Source organism: Paracoccus sp. pheM1, from assembly GCF_018499825.1.
Lineage (GTDB): Bacteria > Pseudomonadota > Alphaproteobacteria > Rhodobacterales > Rhodobacteraceae > Paracoccus > Paracoccus versutus.
Map to the genome: position 1 here is coordinate 1,346,777 of NZ_JAGXCX010000002.1, position 19,529 is coordinate 1,366,305.

Sequence of the window (19,529 nt, forward strand, 5' to 3'; positions counted from 1 at the left end):
GTCACTCGAACTCGATGATCACGTCATCGACCTTGAGGCTTTCGCCCGGCTTGGCGTTCACGGATTTCACCACGGCCTTCTTTTCGGCGCGCAGGATGTTTTCCATCTTCATCGCCTCGACCGTGGCCAGCGCCTGGCCCTCCTGCACCTCGTCCCCGGCCTCGACATTGATCCTGACCACCAGGCCCGGCATCGGGCAAAGCAGGAATTTCGAGGTGTCGGGCGGCAGCTTCTCGGGCATCAGCCGCGCCAGCTCGGCGGCGCGCGGACGGCGGACATAGGTCTTGAGGTCGGCGCCGCGCACCCGCAGCCGGAAGCCCGAGGGCAGCCGGTCCACCTTCATCACCAGGGGGGCACCGTCGACCGACAGCCGCGCCAGCGACTGGCCGGGCAGCCAGTCGCTTTCGACCCGCAGCTTGCGCCCGTCGATCTCGACCGTCGAGCCCTGGCGGTCGGCGGTGATGCGCACCGGGATCTCCTTGCCGGCGACGAAGACGACCCAATGCTCGCCCACATGGCGTTCATGGTTGTCGAGCCGCCCCGAGATGCGGGTGCGGCGGATCTCCGCGACCCGGTGCATGGCCGCGGCCGAGGCGGCGACGCGGGTGATCTCGGCCTCGGGCAGGGTCGCGCCCAGGAAGCCGTCGGGATATTCCTCGGCGATGAAGGCCGTGGAAATGTCGCCCGAGACGAATTTCGGGTGGTCCATCACCGCCGACAGGAAGGGCAGGTTGTGGCCGATGCCCTCGACCTCGAACTCGTCCAGCGCCAGGCGCATCTGCTCGATGGCCTCGGCCCGGTTCGGCGCCCAGGTGCAGAGCTTGGCGATCATCGGGTCGTAATACATGCTGATCTCGCCGCCCTCGTAGACGCCGGTATCGTTGCGCACCCCGGTCGCGGCCGCCGGCGGGTGGTCGCCGGGATGGGCGGGCACCCAGGTGTCGGCGGGCTGCATCGGGCCGGCCGCGGTCTCGGCCGGCGGGCGATAGCGGGTCAGCCGCCCGATCGAGGGCAGGAAGTTGCGATAGGGATCCTCGGCGTAAAGCCGGCTTTCGATGGCCCAGCCGTTGATCTTCAGGTCGGCCTGGGCAAAGGGCAGCGGCTCGCCCGCGGCGACGCGGATCATCTGCTCGACCAGGTCGATGCCGGTGATCAGTTCCGTCACCGGATGCTCGACTTGCAGGCGGGTGTTCATTTCCAGGAAGTAGAAGTTCTTCTGCGCATCGACGATGAATTCGACCGTGCCGGCCGAGGTGTAGCCCACCGCCTTGGCCAGCGCGCAGGCCTGCTCGCCCATGGCCTTGCGCGTCGCCTCGTCCAGGAAGGGCGAGGGCGCCTCCTCGATCACCTTCTGGTTGCGGCGCTGGATCGAGCATTCGCGCTCGTGCAGATAGACACAATTGCCGTGCTTGTCGGCCAGCACCTGGATCTCGATATGCCGGGGCTGGGTGACGAACTTCTCGATGAAGATGCGGTCGTCGCCAAAGCTGTTCGCCGCCTCGTTCTTCGAGGATTCGAAGCCCTCGCGCGCCTCCTGGTCGTTCCAGGCGATGCGCATGCCCTTGCCGCCGCCGCCGGCGCTGGCCTTGATCATCACCGGATAGCCGATCTGGCCCGAGATCTTCACCGCCTCGTCGGCATCGGCGATCAGGCCCATGTAGCCCGGAACCGTGCTGACCCCGGCCTCCTGCGCCAGTTTCTTCGAGGTGATCTTGTCGCCCATCGCCTCGATGGCGGGCGAGGGCGGGCCGATGAAGGTGACGCCTTCCTTTTCCAGCGCCTCGGCGAATTTCATGTTCTCGGACAGGAAGCCATAGCCGGGATGCACCGCCTCGGCGCCGGTCCGGCGGATCGCCTCCATGATCTTGTCGATCACGATATAGGACTGGTTCGCGGGCGGCGGGCCGATGTGGATCGCCTCGTCGGCCATCTTGACATGCAGCGCATTGCGGTCGGCGTCGGAATAGACGGCGACGGTCTGGATGCCCATCTTCTTGGCGGTCTTGATGACCCGGCAGGCGATCTCGCCCCGGTTGGCGATCAGGATTTTCTTGAACATGCTTCTTTCCCTTGGGGCAGATCCCGAACGTGAAAAAGCCGCCCCGGCAGGCTGCCGGGACGGCTGGAAAAAGGCTGGGCGGGCGCGCGCGGGCGCGCCGTCAGCGTGGCGAAGGCGTTATTGGCACAGCCGCACGTCGTCGCAAAGCGCACCGGCGACGGCGCCGATCGCCGCGCCCTTGGCGACATCATGGCCGCCCACATGGGCAGCGGTTGCGCCGACACCGGCACCGATGATGCCGCGGTCCATGTCGGTCGGATTGATGCCTTGGGTGCAGCCGGCCAGGCCGAACAGACCGAGGCCAAGCACGAGGACGAGTTTCTTGGACATCTCGTTTGCTCCGGGATGCGGGCGGCGGCGCGAGCCGTCGGTGCAGCGCCTGCCGCCCTGTTGAAATCAGTAGCGGCGCTGGCAGACGCCGGCGTCGTCGCAAAGCGCACCGCCCGCGGCGCCGATGAGCGCGCCGGTGGCCACGTCACCGTCGATGATCTTTGCCACGGCCGCACCGGCCAGCGCGCCGCCGGCCGCGCGCTGCGCGTCGGGCGAAAGGGTCGAGCCGCCGCCATAGCCCTGTTCGCAGGCGGCAAGGCCGGCGACCAGCAGGACCGCGCCGGAAAGACGAAGGATGACGGATTTTTGCATAGCGTTTTGCCTGTATTATGGACCCGCTTCCGGGCCGTTGGTGATAGAGGTGCGCACAATATTGCACGCGCCAACCCCGGAAGAAACTGACAACGGTGTGAAAAGACAAGACTACGCGGCAATCCGCCCATCCTTCGGCCGGCCATCAGTCTTCGTCCTCGTCGTCCCAGTCGTCCTCGTCCCAGCCGGCATCGTCCCAGTCGAACTCCGGGGCGTCCTGGGCGAAAAGCTCGGGAAAGCTTGCCTCGGCGCGCTTCATGTCGACGCGCAGCAGCTGGTCGTAATCGGTGGGATCAAGCTTGCCGACCGCGATCACCTCGCGGCCGATCAGCCAGGACAGCCGCCCGGCATCCAGGTTGCCGCGGGCAAAGGGTTCCTCGCCGAAATGCTGGATCAAGGCCGCCAGGAAGGCGGTATCGGCGCGGCGGTCGGCAGGCTTGCGGTCGCGATAGCGCTCGCGCCGGACCAGGGGTGTCGCGCCCTTCTTGTTGGCGCGGCGGATGATGAACTGGAAATCGGTGCCGGGAAGGCGGCCCGGAAAGCCGCGATGCTTCAGCATGTCTTGCCCCCTTGCAGGATTGCGTTGTCGCGCGGGGGCCGGGCGGAACGCAGATGGCGCGGGCCGCCAGGCAGCCCGCGCGCGGCCAATGGCTTAGTTGGCGCCGTATTTGCCCTGGAAAACAGGCTCGGGCTGGACCGGAATCGGGGCGACTTCCGGCTCTTTCTTGGCGCAGGCTGCGGCGAGGCCGACCAGGACGAGGGCGAGTGCAAGCTTTTTCGACATGTCGTCGTGCTCCTGTGATGCGGGACCGACAAGTCCCGACTGCTCGGTTGAGATTCGGCCGCCTCATGCGACCGCGGCGGCATGATAGCCAGCGCCGCGAAGCGCCGACAGGCGCGTTGAGGCCGCAGTCGTGCGGGTGCCTGGCGCTGTGGCAGGCTTGCATCAGGGTGGCAAAGGGCGGGCATCACCGCAGACATCACCACGGCTCCCATTCGCAGGCGTCGCGGTCGGGCGGCAGGCCGAACGCCTCGAAGACCTGCACCGCCTCGGGGTCGAAGGCGCCAAAGGGGATCTCGCGGTCGGCCAGGCTGATGACGATCTGGCTGGGCCGCGGCGCGGGGGCGGCGATGCGGGGCAGGGCCCAGTTCTCGCACAGCCAGACGATGTCCTCATGCACCGGATCCTGCGCCAGCACATCGGGCGCGGCGGGCAGGACCGGGGCGCCGACCAGGGCGTCGGCGGCCTCTTCGTCGGCCGGGTCGGGAAGGTCCGCCTGGGCCAGATCCTCCAGCGTGGCCGGGTCGATCAGCCCGTCATCGGCCCCGTCCTCCCAGGCCTCGTCGCTTTCGGTGTCGATCTCGATCGGCGCGCGCGCCTCGTCCGGCGCAAAGTCCGAGGCGGGACCGACGGTCGCGGGCACGCGCTGCGCCAGGTCGGGCATGACGAAGCGAAAGCGATAGGTCAGGCCCATGCCGCCGGAATTGTCGTGGCGGGTTTCCAGCCAGCGCACCACCGCGCCCGAGGGCAGGGTGATGTCCGCCCCCGGCTCTTGCGCGAGGGCGGCGCCGGCCAACCCGGCCAGAACGGCCGAGGGCACCAGCGCAAGGCCGATCACCGCAACTCCCGACATGTTTCCTCCCTCGGTCTCCCGCCGTTACAGCGGGATGTTGTCGTGCTTCTTCCAGGGGTTCGACAGCTTCTTGCCGCGCAGGCTGGCAAAAGCGCGCGCGACGCGGCGGCGGGTCGAATGCGGCTGGATCACCTCGTCGATGAAGCCTTTCTCGGCGGCGACGAAGGGATTGGCAAAGCGGTCTTCGTAATCCTTGGTGCGGTTGGCGATCTTGTCGGTATCGCCCAACTCGCTGCGATACAGGATCTCGACCGCGCCCTTGGCGCCCATCACCGCGATTTCCGCCGTGGGCCAGGCATAGTTGAAATCGCCGCGCAGGTGCTTGGAGGCCATGACGTCATAGGCCCCGCCATAGGCCTTGCGGGTGATGACGGTCACTTTCGGCACCGTCGCCTCGCCATAGGCAAAGAGCAGCTTGGCGCCATGCTTGATGACGCCGCCATATTCCTGCCCGGTGCCCGGCAGGAAGCCCGGCACGTCAACGAAGGTCAGGATCGGGATCTCGAAGGCGTCGCAGAAGCGCACGAAGCGCGCGGCCTTGCGGCTGGAATCGATGTCGAGGCAACCGGCCAGCACCATCGGCTGGTTGGCGACGACGCCGACGGTCTGGCCCTCGATGCGGATGAAGCCGGTGATGATATTGCCGGCGAAATCCTTCTGGATCTCGTAGAAATCGCCCTCGTCCGCGACCTTCAGGATCAGCTCCTTCATGTCGTAGGGCTGGTTCGGGTTGTCGGGGATCAGCGTGTCGAGGCTGGATTCGACGCGGGCCGGGTCGTCGAAGAACGGCCGGCTCGGCGCCTTTTCGCGGTTGTTGAGCGGCAGGAAGTCGACCAGACGGCGGATTTCCGACATGGCCTCGACGTCGTTTTCGAAGGCGCCGTCGGCGACCGAGCTTTTCTTGGTATGGGTCGAGGCGCCGCCCAGCTGTTCGGCCGTCACCACCTCGTTCGTCACCGTCTTGACCACGTCCGGGCCGGTCACGAACATGTAGCTGGTGTCCTTGACCATGAAGATGAAGTCGGTCATCGCCGGCGAATAGACCGCGCCGCCGGCGCAGGGGCCCATGATGACGCTGATCTGCGGCACCACGCCCGAGGCCATGATGTTGCGCTGGAACACGTCGGCATAGCCGGCAAGGCTGGCCACGCCCTCCTGGATCCGCGCGCCGCCGGAATCGTTCAGCCCGATCACCGGCGCGCCGTTCTGCACCGCCATGTCCATGATCTTGCAGATCTTCTGCGCATGGGTTTCCGACAGCGAGCCGCCGAAGACGGTGAAGTCCTGCGAGAACACATAGACCATGCGGCCGTTGATCGTGCCCCAGCCGGTGACGACGCCGTCGCCATAGGGGCGGTCCTCCTCCATGCCGAAATCGGTCGAGCGGTGGCGGACGAACATGTCGAATTCCTCGAACGACCCCTCGTCCAGCAACAGCTCGAGCCGCTCGCGCGCGGTCAGCTTGCCGCGGGCGTGCTGGGCGTCGATGCGCCGCTGCCCGCCGCCCAGCCGCGCATCGCGGCGGCGCGATTCCAGTTCGCCCAGGATGTCCTTCATGAGCCGTCTCCCTTTCCGGTTTGGCGCAAACTACCGGCTTGGCGCGGGTGCGGGAAGCGGAAAGGCGAATATTTGCAAAATATGCTAGATAATTTCGCTGCAAACAGCAAAATTGCTAAAACCCTTGACGCGGGCAAGGGCAAGAGCCATGCCGCTGCCATGGGACTCGTCATTGATCTTGCGGCCGTCGTGGCCAATTGGAAAGCGCTCGCGGCAAAGGCCCACGGCGCGCGGGCGGCGGCGGTGGTCAAGGCCGACGCCTATGGTCTGGGCGCGGATCGCGTGGCCCCGGCGCTTTACGCGGCGGGGGCGCGGGATTTCTTCGTGGCGCTGGCCGGCGAGGGGCGGGCGATCCGGCCGCTTTTGCCCGAGGATGCGCGCATCTTCGTGCTGTCGGGCCATATGGAGGGCGCGGACCTGGCCGGGCTGATCCCGCTGCTGAACAGTCCCGAGCAGTTCTTCCGCGACCGGGCGCTGCGGCCGCGCGGGCCTTTTGGCATCCAGCTGGACAGCGGCATGAACCGGCTGGGGATCGAGCCCGGCGAATGGGCCGCCATCCGCACCGAGGCCCTGGCGGCCGGCCCGGCGCTGATCATGTCGCACCTGGCCTGCGCCGACGAGCCGGACCATGCGGCCAATGCCCAGCAACTCGCCGCCTTCCGCGCCATGACCGAGGGCGTGGCCGTGCCGCGCTCGCTGGCCGCGACGGGGGGCATCCTGCTGGGGCCGGACTATCATTTCGACCTGGTGCGGCCGGGCATCGGGCTTTACGGCGGCGAGCCGTTCGGCGATGCGCAGCCCGTGGTCACGCTGGCCTTGCCGGTGATCCAGACGCGCGAGGTACGCCCCGGCGAATCCGTGGGCTACGGCTATGCCTGGACGGCCGCGCGGCCGTCGCGGGTGGCGACGGTGGCGGCGGGCTATGCCGACGGGCTGGCGCGGGCCCTGGCGCGGGACGGCAAGCTGACGCTCTGGTCGGGCGAGCGCGCCTGCCCGGTGATCGGCCGCATCTCGATGGACCTGATCACCGTCGACGTGACCGACCTGCCCGACGTGCCCCCGGCGCTGGAGATCCTGAACGCGCGGCAGGGCGTGGACGCCCTGGCGGCGCTGTCGGGCACCATCGGATACGAGATCCTGACCTCGCTGGGCCGGCGCTACGAGCGTCGCTGGCTGTGAACCCGGCCCGGCTGACCGGCAGGGCGGTGATCGGTCTGACCCGGCTGACCGGGCGGGTGACGATTTTTGCCCTGCGCGGCCTGGCCGGCATCGGGCAGCATCCGGCGGAACTGGCGCGGCAGGTCATGCAGATCGGCTGGCTGTCGCTGCCGGTGGTCGGGCTGACGGCGCTGTTCACCGGCGCGGCGCTGGCCTTGCAGATCCATTCCGGGGGCGAGCGCTTCCAGGCCGGCGACGTGGTGCCGGCCATCGTCGCCATCGGCATGGCGCGCGAGCTTGGCCCGGTCCTGGGCGGGCTGATGGTCGCGGCCCGCGTCGCCAGCGCCATCGCCGCCGAGCTGGGCACCATGCGCGTCACCGAACAGATCGACGCGCTGGTGACGCTGTCCACCGATCCCATGGGCTGGCTGGTCTCGCCCCGGCTGTGGGCGGCGCTGCTGTGCGTGCCGGTGCTGGTCGGCGTGGGCGACGTGATCGGCATCATGGGCGGCTGGCTGATCGGGGTGAATGCGCTGGGGTTCAACTCGGCGATCTACCTGTCCAATTCCTGGGCCTATCTGGAAAGCTGGGACGTGGTCTCGGGCCTGCTGAAGGGCGCCGTGTTCGGGCTGATCGTGGCGCTGTCGGGCTGCTGGTTCGGCATGACGGCGGCGGGCGGTGCCGCGGGCGTCGGACGGGCCACGACCAATGCCGTGGTCGCCGCCTCGGTCGGCATCCTGGCCGCGAATTTCGCGCTGACGGGGCTGTTCTTCTGATGCTGGCGGTGCGCGGGATTTGCAAAGCCTATGGCGCCAAGCGGGTGCTGGACGGGGTCGAGCTGGATCTGGCCCAGGGCGAAAGCCTGGTGGTGATCGGCGGCTCGGGCACCGGGAAATCGGTGCTTTTGCGCTGCATCCTGGGGCTGGAGACGCCCGATGCCGGCGCGGTCTTGTGGCAGGGCCAGCCGCTGGCCGGCCGGCGCGCCGCCTTCATGGAGGGCTTCGGCATGCTGTTCCAGAACGCGGCGCTGTTCGACAGCCTGCCGGTCTGGCGCAACGTCGCCTTTCGCCTGCTGCGGACGATGCCCAAGGCCCGCGCCCGCGCCATCGCCATCGAAAAGCTGGCCCGCGTCGGCCTGGGCCCCGAGGTGGCGGATCTTTACCCGGCGGAACTCTCGGGCGGGATGCGCAAGCGCGCCGGGCTGGCCCGCGCCATCGCCGCCGACCCGAAGGTGATCTTCTTCGACGAGCCGACGACCGGGCTGGACCCGATCCGGGCCGCGGCGATCAATGCGCTGATCCGCGGCATCGTCGACGAGACCGGCGCCACCGCCATCACCATCACCCATGACATGAGCTCGGTGCGCGCCATCGCCGACCGGGTGGCGCTGTTGGATCGCGGACGGGTCCGCTGGCAGGGCGGGGTGGCGGAGATGGACGCGGCCGAGGACGATTACCTGCGTGATTTCGTCGCAGGGCGCGCCCGGCCCATGGCGCGCGGGCCGCAGGCGTGATGTCCGTTTTTTCGCCGAATCGACGGCAAATCCGAAACTGCGGGCCCGCCCCCCTTGTGCGAATCCCGCTCAGTTGCAACCATGAGTTACTGAGAACCCCACCTCGGAGACGAATTTGGGTCTGACCCCTACGCATCCCGCGACCGCGACCCCCGGCGAAACCCTGCTGGAATTTCACGACAACCGGCTGCTGATCGACCTCTGCGGCCCGTATGACCGCTATCTCGCGCGGATCGAGGAGGCGCTGAAGGTGCATATCCTGCGACGCGGCAACCTTCTGTCCGTCGTGGGTCCGGTCGAGGCCCAGGCCGAGGCGGCGCAGGTGCTGCGCGCGCTTTACGCCCGGCTGGAGCAGGGCCGCCCGGTCGAGATGGCCGAGGTCGAGGCGGCGCTGCGCATGGGGGCCGAGACGGTGGTCGACGGCCCCAGCCCGGCCGAGCAGCTGGAGATGTTCCAGACCGGCCCGATCGAGCTGCGCACCCGCAAGAAGACCGTCGAGCCGCGCACCGATGCGCAAAAGGACTATGTCCGCGCGCTGTTCGCCAACGAGCTGGCCTTCGGCATCGGCCCGGCGGGCACCGGCAAGACCTATCTGGCGGTGGCGGTGGGCGTGACCATGCTGATCGGCGGCCATGTGGATCGCATCATCCTGTCGCGCCCCGCCGTCGAGGCGGGCGAGCGGCTGGGCTTCCTGCCCGGCGACATGAAGGAAAAGGTCGATCCCTACATGCAGCCGCTCTACGACGCGCTGAACGACTTCCTGCCGGCCAAGCAGGTGCAGAAGCTGATGGAGGAAAAGCGCATCGAGATCGCGCCCCTGGCCTTCATGCGCGGCCGCACGCTGTCGAACAGCTTCGTGGTGCTGGACGAGGCGCAGAACGCCACCACCATGCAGATGAAGATGTTCCTGACCCGGCTGGGCGAGGGCTCGCGCATGGTCGTCACAGGCGACCGCACCCAGATCGACCTGCCGCGCGGCGTGCATTCGGGCCTGGTCGAGGCCGAAAAGATCCTCAAGGACATCAAGGGCATCAGCTTCAGCTATTTCACCGCCAAGGACGTGGTGCGCCATACGCTGGTCGCCCGCATCATCGAGGCCTATGACGCCGAGGCCGAGGCGGCGCTAGCCCGCGGCGAGATCTTCGACGAGCGCGGCCAGCGCATACCGCGGCGCGAGCCGCGGCTGGCCTCGGGGGGGCAGGGCGATGCCTGACAGCGCCGATGCGCCCGACGAGGCGCTGGAGATCGTCGACATCGTGCTGGAGGACGACCGCTGGGAGGACGCCGGCCTGCCCGCCATGGCCGAGCGCGCCGCGCGCGCGGTCGGCGAATGGCTGGATCTGGGCGCGTTCCAGGTCGTCGTCATGGGCTGCGACGACGCCCGCATCGCCGCGCTGAACGCCGAGTTCCGCGGCAAGCCCAAGCCGACCAACGTGCTGAGCTGGCCCGCGGTCGAGTTCGATGCGCGCCTGCCCGGCGCCCATCCCGAACCGCCCGAAGTCGAGGAACTGGGCGACATCGCCATCGCCTACGACACCTGCCTGCGCGAGGCCGAGGCGCAGGGCAAGCCCTTCGCCGATCACGCCATGCATCTGCTGGTCCATGCCATGCTGCATCTTGCAGGCTATGACCATATCCACGACGAGGATGCCGAAACCATGGAGGATGCCGAACGCTCGATCCTGGGCAAGCTGGGCATCCCCGACCCTTACCTGGAACATGAGACATGACCAACGACCGAAGTCCCGACACGCCCGTTTCCGCCGAACCCGCCTCATGGGCGGATGGCACAGGCGGGGACGGGCGTGACCTGCCGCAATCGCGCGGCTTTCTGGGGCGCATCCTGGGCGCATTCGGCGGCGGCGAGGCCGAGCCGGCCGGCGCCGAGGCCCGCGACAGGGGCCCTGCCGCCCCGCCGGCGGGCGTTCCGGGGATGGTCAACCTGCGGCGGATGCGCGTCGACGACGTGGCCGTGCCCAAGGCCGAGATCGTCGCCGCGCCGGTCACGGCCACCCTGCCCGAACTGGTCGAGATGTTCCGCGAACACGGCTTTTCCCGCATCCCGGTGTTTCGCGGCACGCTGGACAGCCCGCTGGGGCTGATCCACCTGAAGGATCTGGCGCTGAAATACGGCTTCGGCGCCAAGGCTCCGGTCAAGTTCGCGCTGCGCCCGATGCTGCGGCCGCTGCTTTACGTGCCGCCCTCGATGCCGATCGGCGTTCTGCTGCAGCAGATGCAGCAGAAGCGCATCCACATGGCGCTGGTGATCGACGAATATGGCGGGGTGGACGGGCTCGTCACCATCGAGGACCTGATCGAACAGGTCATCGGCGAGATCGAGGACGAGCATGACGAGATCGAAGGCGGCCTGGTGATCCAGGAACAGCCCGGCCAATGGCTGATCCAGGCCCGCGCCGCGCTGGAGGATGTCGAGGCCCAGACCGGCCTGCGCCTGGCCACCGACGAGGAAGAGGAGGAGATCGACACGCTGGGCGGGCTGATCTTCATGCTGACCGGCCGCGTGCCGGTGCGCGGCGAGGTGATCCCGCATGAAAGCGGCGCCGAGTTCGAGATCATCGACGCCGATCCGCGCCGGGTCAAGCGGGTGCGGCTGCGGTTGCCGCAACCCGAGCCGCCACCCCCGGCCGAAGGCTGAGCCGGCTCAGAGCCCGGCGAAGGCCGGCGCATGGACGATGCGGCTGCCTGCGGGCAGCCGCGGCCCCAGCGCCATCAGATGCGGCCCGGCATAGGGCGATTCCAGGTCGGCCGGGACAAAGCCGAAGCGGCGGTAATAGGCCGGATCGCCCAGCACCACGATGGTATGGTCGTCGAATGCCGCCAGGGCGGCGCGGACCAGCGCCGTGCCGATGCCGCGCGACTGCACGGCGGGATGCACTGCCAGCGGCGCCAGGGCCAGGGCCGGCCCCTCGGCCGCCAGCGGCGACAGGGCGATATGGCCGATCACCGTGCCCTCGGCCTCGGCCACCAGCGACAGCGCAAGGTCGCCCGCCCCGCGCAGGGTCTCGACCAGCCGCGCCTCGGCCGGGCCGTCGAAGGCGCGCGCCAGCAGGTCGGACACCGCGGCGCGATCATGCGCCAGCTCGGCCCGGATGCGCGGCAGGGGATCGCTGCGGGTGAAATCGCGCCCGATGCCATGGCTCTCGCGGCCCCAGCGGCTATGTTCCAGCCGGGCACGATGCGCTTCGAAAGCCTCGTCGTCGGCGTAAAGCTCGTTCAGTTCCCAGACCAGCGGATCCTCGGACTGCCACAGGTCGAAGCGCAGGTTGCCGGGTTCGGCCCGGCTCAGCGCGACATGCTCGGTCAGCAGGTCCATGGCCAGCATCATCTGGGCCGCATCCTTGCAGATCAGCCGGCCGGTCAGCGAGACCAGCGGTTTTTCCAGGGGGATCTCCTCGCCGCCCAGGATGGGCGGGGGGGCGTGGTTGTGGTTCTGTCCGCAGGCGCAACTCATGGCAAGATCCTCGTCGTGAACGGGCCGCAACGATGGACGACGGCGGCTTCCCGCGGCCGGAACCGTTAGCAGCGATAACCTTATCGGGCGGCATTGCGCCGTCCTTGTCAATTTGCAAAGCCGCGCCTTGCCCCGAATGCAGCCCCTGAAACGAAAAGGGCGGCGCAGCGGCCGCCCCTCGGGGTCATTCCCACTCGATCGTGCCCGGTGGCTTCGAGGTGATGTCATAGGTGCAGCGGTTGATGCCCTTGATCTCGTTGATGATCCGCGTCGCCGTCTCGCCCAGGAACTGGTGGCTGAAGGGATAGTAATCCGCCGTCATGCCATCGACCGAGGTCACCGCGCGCAAGGCGCAGGCATAGTCGTAGGTGCGCCCGTCGCCCATGACGCCGACGGTGCGGACGGGAAGGATGGCGACGAAGGCCTGCCAGATCTCGTCGTAAAGCCCGTGCTTGCGGATCTGGTCGATGAAGACCGCATCCGCCTTGCGCAGGATCTCCAGCTTGTCGCGGGTGATCTCGCCCGGACAGCGGATGGCAAGGCCGGGGCCGGGGAAGGGATGGCGGCCGATGAATTTCTCGGGCAGGCCGAGTTCGCGGCCAAGTGCGCGGACCTCGTCCTTGAAGAGTTCGCGCAGCGGCTCGACCAGCTTCAGCCCCATCTTCTCGGGCAAGCCGCCGACGTTGTGGTGGCTCTTGATCGTGACCGAGGGCCCCCCCGAGAAGCTGACCGATTCGATCACGTCGGGGTAAAGCGTGCCCTGGGCCAGGAATTCCGCGCCTTCGATCCCGCTCGCGTATTTCTGGAACACGTCGATGAACAGCTTGCCGATGGTCTTGCGCTTGACCTCGGGGTCGCTGACGCCTTCCAGCGCCGACAGGAACAGCTCGCTCTCGTCGGCATGGATCAGCGGGATGTTGTAGTTGTCGCGGAACATGGTCACGACTTCCTCGGCCTCGTTCAGCCGCAAAAGCCCGTGATCGACGAAGACGCAGGTCAGCTGGTCGCCGATCGCCTCGTGGATCAGCACCGCGGCGACCGAACTGTCGACGCCGCCCGAAAGCCCGCAGATCACCCGCTTGTCCCCGACCTGCTCGCGGATCTTGCGGATCGCCTCCTGGCGATAGGAGGCCATGGTCCAGTCGCCGGTGAAGCCGGCCATGCGGACGAAGTTCTCCAGCATGATCCGGCCGTTCGGAGTGTGATGCACCTCGGGGTGGAACTGCACGGCGAAGAAGCGGCGCGCCTCGTCCGCGATCATGGCGAAGGGGGCATTGGGCGAGGTGCCGATGACCTCGAAGCCGGGCGCGAGCTGCGTCACCCGGTCGCCATGGCTCATCCAGACCTCCTCGCGGCCGGTCTCGAACAGGCCCGAGAAGATGCCGTCGCCCTTGTGGCCCTCGGCCGGTGCGATGAAGGCGCGGCCATATTCGGCGTGATGGCCCGATTCGACGCGGCCGCCCAGCTGCTCCATCATCACCTGCTGGCCATAGCAGATGCCGAAGACCGGCACCCCCAGATCGAAAAGCCCCTGCGGCGCGCGCGGCGAATCCGCCTGCGTGACCGAGGCCGGCCCGCCCGACAGGATCACGGCCTGCGGGGCAAAGGCTTTCAGGAAGGCGTCGTCCACCGCGTTGAACGGGTGGATTTCGCAATAGACGTTCAGCTCGCGCAGGCGGCGCGCAATCAGCTGCGTGACCTGGGAGCCGAAATCGATGATGAGAAGGCGCTGATGCTGGGTCATGGCAAGGCTTTAGGCTGCGGCATGGCGCTTCGCAAGGGGGCTGACGCATCGCCGGCTGCACCGCCGCATGGGTATTTGAACAACAGAGAAGGCCAGCCGTCGCGCCTCTGCCGGCAGCGCGGCTCGATCGGGGTCCGTCGCCTTCTCTGTTGTTCAAATACCCATGCAACGCCGCGGCAGGGGCCGTCAGCGCCAGAGAATCCCCAGGGCTTCGGCCGGGTCCGGTTCGGACCAGATCTCTGCCCCCAGCGCGATGAAATCGGCGACGGGGGCCAGCTGGCCGATCAGCGCGGGGGTCAGGGCGCCCTCGGCGACTACAGGGATCTCGATCATCTCGGACCACCATTGGAACAGGTCCAGCGGCGCGGTCTCGCCATGGCCGAGCGCGGTGGCGCCGCAGGGGCCGAAGCTGACGTAATCCGCCCCCGCCTCGGCCGCGTTCATGCCGTCGTGGCGCGAGGCGCCGCAGAAGGTGCCGACGATGGCGTCCTGGCCCAGTTCCTTGCGGGCATGGCGCACGCCGCGCGCGCCATTGGTCAGATGCACGCCGTCCAGCCCGTGGCGCTGCGCCAGCTGGACATGGTCCTCGATCACCACCGCCACGTCGCGGGCATGGGCGATCTCGCGCGCCAGATCGGCGATGCGGCCCAGCTCCTCCTCGGTGCCGGCGCCGGGGATGCGCAGGCAGGCAATGGGAAAGCGGTCCATGACCTCGGCCAGCATCGGGCCCAGCGTCGAGGCGGCCGCGCCGACCGGGGCGATCAGGTAGAGTTGCGGCGAATTGGGCTGGTCTGTCATGGCGCTGTCATCCCCTGGAGTTCCGCCAGCAGATAGCGCAGCGCCGCGCGCCTTGCCAGTGGGTCTGCGGAAGGATATGGCCGCGGCCATGGAACCGGCGATCATCCTTGTCCGCCCGCAGATGGGCGAAAACATCGGCGCGGCCGCGCGCGCCATGCTGAATTTCGGCCTGAGCGACATGCGCCTGGTGGCGCCGCGCGACGGCTGGCCGAACCCGCGCGCCGTGGCCATGGCCTCGGGTGCGGCCGGCCGGGTGCTGGACCGGGCGCGGGTTTTCGCGACCCTGGCCGAGGCGATGGCCGATGTCGATCATGCCTATGCCACCACCGCCCGCGGGCGCGAATTGACCAAGCCGGTGCTGACCCCGGCCACGGCCATGGCGGATGCCCGCGGCCGGGTCGCGCAGGGCGGCCGGGTCGCGGTGATCTTCGGCCCCGAGCGCGCGGGCCTGGAGAACGAGGACGTGGCGCGCGCCAATGCCATCATCACCGTGCCGGTCAATCCCGACTTCCCCTCGCTGAACCTGGCGCAGGCGGTGCTGCTGGCCGGCTATGAGTGGGCGCAGGACAGCCTGCCGCCCGAGCCCGCCCCGCATGGCCGCCGCCCCGATGGCGAGGTCCAGGCGACGCGGCTGGAGATCGAGCGGCTGGCCGATCACTGGGAAGAGCGGCTGGACGAGGCCGGTTTCTTCTTTCCGCCCGAGAAGGCGCCGGCGATGAAGCTGACATTGCGCAACCTCTGGTCGCGGCTGCCCCTGACCCGCGCCGACACGCGCATCTTCCACGGCATGCTGCGGCAGTTGATCCGCCGCGGCTGATTGATTTCCGGGCGCGGGCGGGCCAAGGTCGCGCCCGATCGAGAAGGAAGCTGACATGGCAAGACGTCCCGTCTTTCAGGAAGTCACCGAGACGACCCCCCGCAGCACGCCGCCCGCCGGCGGCATGATCGACGCCGGACCCAAGGGCGCGCGTGGCGCGATCCGCATCTGGCTGATCGTGCTGTTCGTCATGGTCGCGGCGATGATCGCGCTGGGCGGCGCGACGCGGCTGACCGGCTCGGGCCTGTCGATCACCGAATGGAAGCCGGTGACCGGGGCGATCCCGCCGATGGATGCCGCGACCTGGCAGGCCGAGTTCGACAAGTACCGGCAGATCCCGCAGTTCCAGCTGGTCAATTCCGACATGGACCTGGCGAGCTTCAAGCGGATCTATTGGTGGGAATGGTCGCACCGGCTGCTGGGGCGGCTGGTGGGGCTGGTCTGGGCGGCGGGCTTCGTCTTTTTCCTGGCGACCAGGCGCATCCCCGCGGGCTGGGTGCCGCGGCTGTTGGGCCTGGGCGTGCTGGGCGGCGCGCAGGGCGCCATCGGCTGGTGGATGGTCCATTCGGGCCTGTCGGGCGAGATGGTGCGCGTGGCCTCCTATCGGCTGGCCACGCATCTGGGGCTGGCCTTCGCCATCCTGGGCATGATCGCCTGGCAGGTGCTGGCGCTGTCGCGGTCCGAGGCGGCGCTGCTGCGCGCGCGCCGGGCGGGCGAGGGCAAGCTTTTCTCGATGACCACCGGGCTGATGCACCTGGCCTTCGTCCAGATCCTGCTGGGCGCGCTGGTGGCGGGGATCGACGCCGGGCGCATGTATACCGGCTGGCCCACCATGGGCGGCGAATGGATCCCGGCCGAGATCTGGGACGCGACGCTGGGCTGGCGCAACTTCTTCGAGAACCCGGCGCTGGTGCAATTCATCCACCGCATGGTGGCCTATCTGCTGGCAATCTTTGCCGTGGGGGTGTTCCTGCGCGCCCGCCGCTCGCCGCATCCGGTGACGCGCGGCGCCTATGCCGCGATGATCGCGGCGGTCGCGGTGCAGGTGGCGCTGGGCATCATGAACGTGCTGCATGCCTCGCCGCTGGCTTTGGCACTGGCGCATCAGATCGGAGCCGTGGCACTGTTTACGCTGATCCTGCGCGCGCGCCACCATGCGCGCTATCCAATCGAAACTTCGGTCCGGGGGACTGTCCGATGAGCGCTTTCGACGATCTTCTCGCCTTCCAGCGCCAGACCGAGGCGCTGTCCTCGGTCGCCGAGCGGCTGGCCTGGGACCAGGAAACCGTGATGCCGCGGGGCGCCGTCGAGCAGCGCGCCGAGGAGATGGCGGCGATGGAAGCGGTGCTGCACGAGCGGCGCACCGATCCGCGCATCGGCGAATGGCTGGACCAGGCCGAGCCCGAGGACGACGAGGATGCCCGCGTCATCGAGCTGATCGCGCGCGACCATCGCCGCGCCTCGCGCATCCCGTCGCGGCTGGCGACGGAGCTGGCGCGGCAGACCTCGCTGGCGCAGGGCATCTGGGCCGATGCCCGCGCCAAGGACGCGCCCGAGGATTTCCTGCCGGCGCTGAACGACATCCTGATGCTGAAGCGCGAGGAAGCCTCGGCCCTGGCCGACGGCGGCGATCTTTACGACGCGCTGCTGGACGATTACGAGCCGGGCACCACCCAGGCCGAGATCGCGCAGCTGTTCGACGCCATGCGGCCGCGGCTGGTGGCGCTGCGCGAGGACGTGCTGGGCGCCGCCTTCCAGCCCGAGCCGCTGGCCGGGCATTTCCCGCAGGAGACCCAGCTGCGCCTGGCGCGCACCTGCGCCACCGCCTTCGGCTATGACTGGACGCGCGGGCGGATGGACATCGCCGTCCACCCGTTCAGCTCGGGGCGCTGGCAGGACAGCCGCATCACCACGCGGGTGGTCGAGGCCGATCCCTTCAACTGCCTCTATTCGACCATCCACGAGGTCGGGCATTCCAGCTATGAGCTGGGCATCGACAGCGACTATGCCTTTACGCCTCTGGGCCGCGGCGTCTCGATGGGGGCGCATGAAAGCCAGAGCCGGATCTACGAGAACCAGCTGGGCCGCAGCCGCGCCTTTGCCGGCTGGCTTTACCAGCGCATGTCGGACGCCTTCGGCGGGCTTTCGGTGCCCGATGCCGATGCCTTCTATGCCACCGTGAACCGCGTCACCCCCGGCTTCATCCGCACCGAGGCCGACGAGGTGCAATACAACCTGCACATCATGCTGCGCTTTGACCTGGAGCGCGACCTGATCGCCGGGCGGCTGGATGTCGAGGATCTGGTCGAGGCCTGGAACGCCCGCTTCCTGCGGGATTTCGGCGTGGCGGTGGACCGGCCGGCCAATGGCGTCTTGCAGGACGTGCATTGGGCGGTGGGGCTGTTCGGCTATTTCCCGACCTATGCGCTGGGGAACGTCTACGCCGGCTGCCTGCATGCCGCGCTGCGTGCCGTGGTGCCGGACCTGGACGAGGCGCTGGCGCGCGGCGAGGCCGACCCGGCCGTCGAATGGCTGCGCGAGAACGTCCAGCGCCATGGCGGGCTTTACCCGGTGCGCGAGCTGATCGGGCAGGCGACCGGGGCCGATGTCGGCGAAGGGCCGCTGCTCGACTACCTGGAAGAGAAATTCTCGGCCATCTACCGGCTTTGAGGCCGGATTCGGGTATTTGGGGAACGAAGAAGCCGGGCGCCGGGCATGGGGCGGCCGGTCTTTCCAAGCCGGGCGTTTTCCTGTATCAGGCGTCGATCCCAAGGACAGCACGGCATGAGTGACCCAGCCAGCAAGCCCGCCCCGGCGGTGAAGAAGCTTTTCATCAAGACCTATGGCTGCCAGATGAACGTCTATGACAGCCAGCGCATGGCCGAAGCCATGGGCGCCGAAGGGTATGTCCTGACCGAGAACCAGGCGGACGCCGACATGGTGCTGCTGAACACCTGCCATATCCGGGAAAAGGCGGCCGAGAAGCTGTATTCCGACCTGGGCCGGCTGAAGCCGCTGAAGGCGGAGAAGCCCGACCTGAAGATCGGCGTCGCCGGCTGCGTCGCCCAGGCCGAGGGCGGCGAGATCCAGCGCCGCATGCCCATCGTCGACCTGGTGGTGGGGCCGCAGGCCTATCACCGGCTGCCGGCCATGGTGCGGGCGGGCGGCGGGGTCGATACCGAGTTCCCGGCCGAGGACAAGTTCGAGCATCTGCCGAAGCCCGCCGCCACCCGGCGCACGCCCGCCGCCTTCCTGACCGTGCAGGAGGGCTGCGACAAGTTCTGCGCCTTTTGCGTGGTGCCCTATACCCGCGGGGCCGAGGTGTCGCGCCCGGTCGCGCGCATCCTTTCGGAGGCGCGCGACCTGGTCGGGCGCGGCGTGCGCGAGATCACGCTTCTGGGCCAGAACGTCAACGGCTGGCATGGCGAGGGGCCGGAGGGGGCCGAATGGGGCTTTGGCCGGCTGATCCGGGCGATCGCGGAGATCGACGGGCTGGACCGCATCCGCTATACCACCAGCCACCCGAACGACATGGCCGACGACCTGATCGCGGCGCATCGCGACGAGCCGAAGCTGATGCCCTATCTGCACCTGCCGGTGCAGTCGGGTTCGGATCGCATCCTGAAGGCGATGAACCGCCGCCACACGGTGGACCAGTATCTGCGGCTGATCGGGCGCATCCGCGAGGCGCGGCCCGACATCATGCTGACCAGCGATTTCATCGTCGGCTTCCCCGGCGAGACCGACCGGGACCACCAGGACACGCTGGATCTGGTGCGGGCGGTGAATTTCGGCACCGCCTTCAGCTTCAAGTATTCGCCGCGCCCCGGCACCCCGGCCTATGAGCGGCCCGAGGTCGAGGGCGCCGTGGCCGATGGGCGCCTGCAGGAATTGCAGGCGCTGCTGTCGAGCCAGCAGAAGGCGGCGCAGGAAGGCATGGTCGGGCGCGAGCTGGGCGTGCTGTTCGAAAAGCCCGGCCGCAATCCCGGCCAGATGGTCGGCAAGTCGGACTATCTGCACGCGGTCTTTGTCGAGGCGCCGGCGGCGAAGGTCGGCGACCTGGTGCGGGTGCGCATCACCCATAGCGCGCCGAACTCGCTGGCCGGGGTGCTGGCGGCCTGAAGGCCGGGCGGCC

At 68.6% G+C, this 19,529-nt stretch carries 20 protein-coding genes; 10 read left to right on the plus strand and 10 right to left on the minus strand.

Annotated elements, in window-relative coordinates:
- Position 1: 1 nt before the first annotated feature.
- From KF941_RS20745 to KF941_RS20770, 7 genes are all read right to left on the minus strand, one after another.
- Positions 2-2,059, minus strand: a complete 2,058-nt coding sequence (locus KF941_RS20745; RefSeq protein ID WP_214274390.1) for an acetyl/propionyl/methylcrotonyl-CoA carboxylase subunit alpha — start codon at positions 2,057-2,059, stop codon at positions 2-4.
- 117 nt (positions 2,060-2,176) lie between these two features.
- Positions 2,177-2,389 carry a hypothetical protein gene (locus KF941_RS20750; RefSeq protein WP_036756331.1) on the minus strand — a complete coding sequence of 71 codons (213 nt, stop codon included), beginning with the start codon at positions 2,387-2,389 and terminating at the stop codon, positions 2,177-2,179.
- Between the two features lie 66 nt (positions 2,390-2,455).
- Positions 2,456-2,701: a hypothetical protein gene (locus tag KF941_RS20755; protein WP_011749921.1), complete on the minus strand. Its 246-nt coding sequence runs from the start codon at positions 2,699-2,701 to the stop codon at positions 2,456-2,458.
- 145 nt (positions 2,702-2,846) lie between these two features.
- Positions 2,847-3,260: a hypothetical protein gene (locus KF941_RS20760; protein WP_114538029.1), complete on the minus strand. Its 414-nt coding sequence runs from the start codon at positions 3,258-3,260 to the stop codon at positions 2,847-2,849.
- 93 nt (positions 3,261-3,353) lie between these two features.
- On the minus strand, positions 3,354-3,485 hold the full coding sequence (locus KF941_RS28440) for a hypothetical protein (protein ID WP_255469682.1): 132 nt from the start codon (positions 3,483-3,485) through the stop codon (positions 3,354-3,356).
- Between the two features lie 196 nt (positions 3,486-3,681).
- A complete protein-coding gene (locus KF941_RS20765; RefSeq protein ID WP_072462992.1) occupies positions 3,682-4,335 on the minus strand; it encodes a DUF6497 family protein in 654 nt (217 codons plus the stop codon).
- A 24-nt stretch (positions 4,336-4,359) separates the two neighbouring features.
- Entirely contained in the window at positions 4,360-5,892 is a 1,533-nt protein-coding gene (locus KF941_RS20770; protein WP_036756338.1) for an acyl-CoA carboxylase subunit beta, read from the minus strand.
- Between the two features lie 159 nt (positions 5,893-6,051).
- Between KF941_RS20770 and alr the strand changes: the two genes are divergently transcribed.
- From alr to KF941_RS20800, 6 genes are all read left to right on the plus strand, one after another.
- Positions 6,052-7,071 (plus strand): alanine racemase, encoded by a 1,020-nt coding sequence (alr, locus tag KF941_RS20775; protein ID WP_214274391.1) that lies wholly within the window; start codon positions 6,052-6,054, stop codon positions 7,069-7,071.
- Positions 7,068-7,826 (plus strand): ABC transporter permease, encoded by a 759-nt coding sequence (locus KF941_RS20780; RefSeq protein ID WP_036756345.1) that lies wholly within the window; start codon positions 7,068-7,070, stop codon positions 7,824-7,826. The genes alr and KF941_RS20780 overlap by 4 nt, the downstream gene beginning before the upstream one ends.
- Complete coding sequence (locus KF941_RS20785; protein WP_036756347.1) at positions 7,826-8,563, plus strand: ATP-binding cassette domain-containing protein; 738 nt, start codon at positions 7,826-7,828, stop codon at positions 8,561-8,563. Before KF941_RS20780 ends, KF941_RS20785 begins: the two co-directional genes overlap by 1 nt.
- A gap of 115 nt (positions 8,564-8,678) precedes the next feature.
- A complete protein-coding gene (locus KF941_RS20790; protein ID WP_214274392.1) occupies positions 8,679-9,776 on the plus strand; it encodes a PhoH family protein in 1,098 nt (365 codons plus the stop codon).
- The gene (gene ybeY / locus KF941_RS20795) at positions 9,769-10,293 is read left to right on the plus strand and encodes an rRNA maturation RNase YbeY (RefSeq protein ID WP_214274393.1); all 525 of its coding nucleotides are present in this window, start codon (positions 9,769-9,771) and stop codon (positions 10,291-10,293) included. Before KF941_RS20790 ends, ybeY begins: the two co-directional genes overlap by 8 nt.
- Positions 10,290-11,219 carry a CBS domain-containing protein gene (locus KF941_RS20800; RefSeq protein ID WP_036756353.1) on the plus strand — a complete coding sequence of 310 codons (930 nt, stop codon included), beginning with the start codon at positions 10,290-10,292 and terminating at the stop codon, positions 11,217-11,219. The genes ybeY and KF941_RS20800 overlap by 4 nt, the downstream gene beginning before the upstream one ends.
- Positions 11,220-11,225: 6 nt before the next feature.
- Here KF941_RS20800 and KF941_RS20805 read toward each other — a convergent pair whose 3' ends face one another.
- The 3 genes from KF941_RS20805 to KF941_RS20815 all read right to left on the minus strand — a co-directional run bounded on the left by KF941_RS20805 (position 11,226) and on the right by KF941_RS20815 (position 14,577).
- A complete protein-coding gene (locus KF941_RS20805; protein WP_214274394.1) occupies positions 11,226-12,035 on the minus strand; it encodes a GNAT family N-acetyltransferase in 810 nt (269 codons plus the stop codon).
- 184 nt (positions 12,036-12,219) lie between these two features.
- Complete coding sequence (guaA, locus tag KF941_RS20810; RefSeq protein ID WP_214274395.1) at positions 12,220-13,779, minus strand: glutamine-hydrolyzing GMP synthase; 1,560 nt, start codon at positions 13,777-13,779, stop codon at positions 12,220-12,222.
- A gap of 186 nt (positions 13,780-13,965) precedes the next feature.
- On the minus strand, positions 13,966-14,577 hold the full coding sequence (locus tag KF941_RS20815) for a thiamine phosphate synthase (RefSeq protein WP_114538036.1): 612 nt from the start codon (positions 14,575-14,577) through the stop codon (positions 13,966-13,968).
- Between the two features lie 76 nt (positions 14,578-14,653).
- Here KF941_RS20815 and KF941_RS20820 point away from each other — a divergent pair, with 76 nt between their 5' ends.
- The 4 genes from KF941_RS20820 to miaB all read left to right on the plus strand — a co-directional run bounded on the left by KF941_RS20820 (position 14,654) and on the right by miaB (position 19,516).
- Positions 14,654-15,394 (plus strand): RNA methyltransferase, encoded by a 741-nt coding sequence (locus tag KF941_RS20820; RefSeq protein WP_036756360.1) that lies wholly within the window; start codon positions 14,654-14,656, stop codon positions 15,392-15,394.
- A gap of 55 nt (positions 15,395-15,449) precedes the next feature.
- A complete protein-coding gene (gene ctaA, locus KF941_RS20825) occupies positions 15,450-16,595 on the plus strand; it encodes a heme A synthase (RefSeq protein WP_214274396.1) in 1,146 nt (381 codons plus the stop codon).
- Positions 16,592-18,064, plus strand: a complete 1,473-nt coding sequence (locus KF941_RS20830; RefSeq protein WP_214274397.1) for a carboxypeptidase M32 — start codon at positions 16,592-16,594, stop codon at positions 18,062-18,064. Before ctaA ends, KF941_RS20830 begins: the two co-directional genes overlap by 4 nt.
- A 114-nt stretch (positions 18,065-18,178) precedes the next feature.
- Positions 18,179-19,516, plus strand: coding sequence for a tRNA (N6-isopentenyl adenosine(37)-C2)-methylthiotransferase MiaB (gene miaB / locus KF941_RS20835; protein ID WP_214274398.1), 1,338 nt, complete (start codon positions 18,179-18,181; stop codon positions 19,514-19,516).
- Positions 19,517-19,529 lie beyond the last annotated feature (13 nt).

Excerpts from the sequence above, each read along its gene's own strand:
- ctaA (WP_214274396.1), top strand. The coding sequence starts at position 15,450 with ATGGCAAGACGTCCCGTCTTTCAGGAAGTCACCGAGACGACCCCCCGC.
- KF941_RS20755 (WP_011749921.1), bottom strand. The coding sequence starts at position 2,701 with ATGCAAAAATCCGTCATCCTTCGTCTTTCCGGCGCGGTCCTGCTGGTC.
- guaA (WP_214274395.1), bottom strand. The coding sequence starts at position 13,779 with ATGACCCAGCATCAGCGCCTTCTCATCATCGATTTCGGCTCCCAGGTC.
- KF941_RS20830 (WP_214274397.1), top strand. The coding sequence starts at position 16,592 with ATGAGCGCTTTCGACGATCTTCTCGCCTTCCAGCGCCAGACCGAGGCG.
- KF941_RS20805 (WP_214274394.1), bottom strand. The coding sequence starts at position 12,035 with ATGAGTTGCGCCTGCGGACAGAACCACAACCACGCCCCCCCGCCCATC.
- KF941_RS28440 (WP_255469682.1), bottom strand. The coding sequence starts at position 3,485 with ATGTCGAAAAAGCTTGCACTCGCCCTCGTCCTGGTCGGCCTCGCCGCA.
- KF941_RS20820 (WP_036756360.1), top strand. The coding sequence starts at position 14,654 with ATGGCCGCGGCCATGGAACCGGCGATCATCCTTGTCCGCCCGCAGATG.
- alr (WP_214274391.1), top strand. The coding sequence starts at position 6,052 with ATGGGACTCGTCATTGATCTTGCGGCCGTCGTGGCCAATTGGAAAGCG.
- KF941_RS20760 (WP_114538029.1), bottom strand. The coding sequence starts at position 3,260 with ATGCTGAAGCATCGCGGCTTTCCGGGCCGCCTTCCCGGCACCGATTTC.
- KF941_RS20750 (WP_036756331.1), bottom strand. The coding sequence starts at position 2,389 with ATGTCCAAGAAACTCGTCCTCGTGCTTGGCCTCGGTCTGTTCGGCCTG.
- KF941_RS20765 (WP_072462992.1), bottom strand. The coding sequence starts at position 4,335 with ATGTCGGGAGTTGCGGTGATCGGCCTTGCGCTGGTGCCCTCGGCCGTT.
- KF941_RS20815 (WP_114538036.1), bottom strand. The coding sequence starts at position 14,577 with ATGACAGACCAGCCCAATTCGCCGCAACTCTACCTGATCGCCCCGGTC.
- miaB (WP_214274398.1), top strand. The coding sequence starts at position 18,179 with ATGAGTGACCCAGCCAGCAAGCCCGCCCCGGCGGTGAAGAAGCTTTTC.
- KF941_RS20785 (WP_036756347.1), top strand. The coding sequence starts at position 7,826 with ATGCTGGCGGTGCGCGGGATTTGCAAAGCCTATGGCGCCAAGCGGGTG.
- ybeY (WP_214274393.1), top strand. The coding sequence starts at position 9,769 with ATGCCTGACAGCGCCGATGCGCCCGACGAGGCGCTGGAGATCGTCGAC.
- KF941_RS20745 (WP_214274390.1), bottom strand. The coding sequence starts at position 2,059 with ATGTTCAAGAAAATCCTGATCGCCAACCGGGGCGAGATCGCCTGCCGG.
- KF941_RS20800 (WP_036756353.1), top strand. The coding sequence starts at position 10,290 with ATGACCAACGACCGAAGTCCCGACACGCCCGTTTCCGCCGAACCCGCC.
- KF941_RS20770 (WP_036756338.1), bottom strand. The coding sequence starts at position 5,892 with ATGAAGGACATCCTGGGCGAACTGGAATCGCGCCGCCGCGATGCGCGG.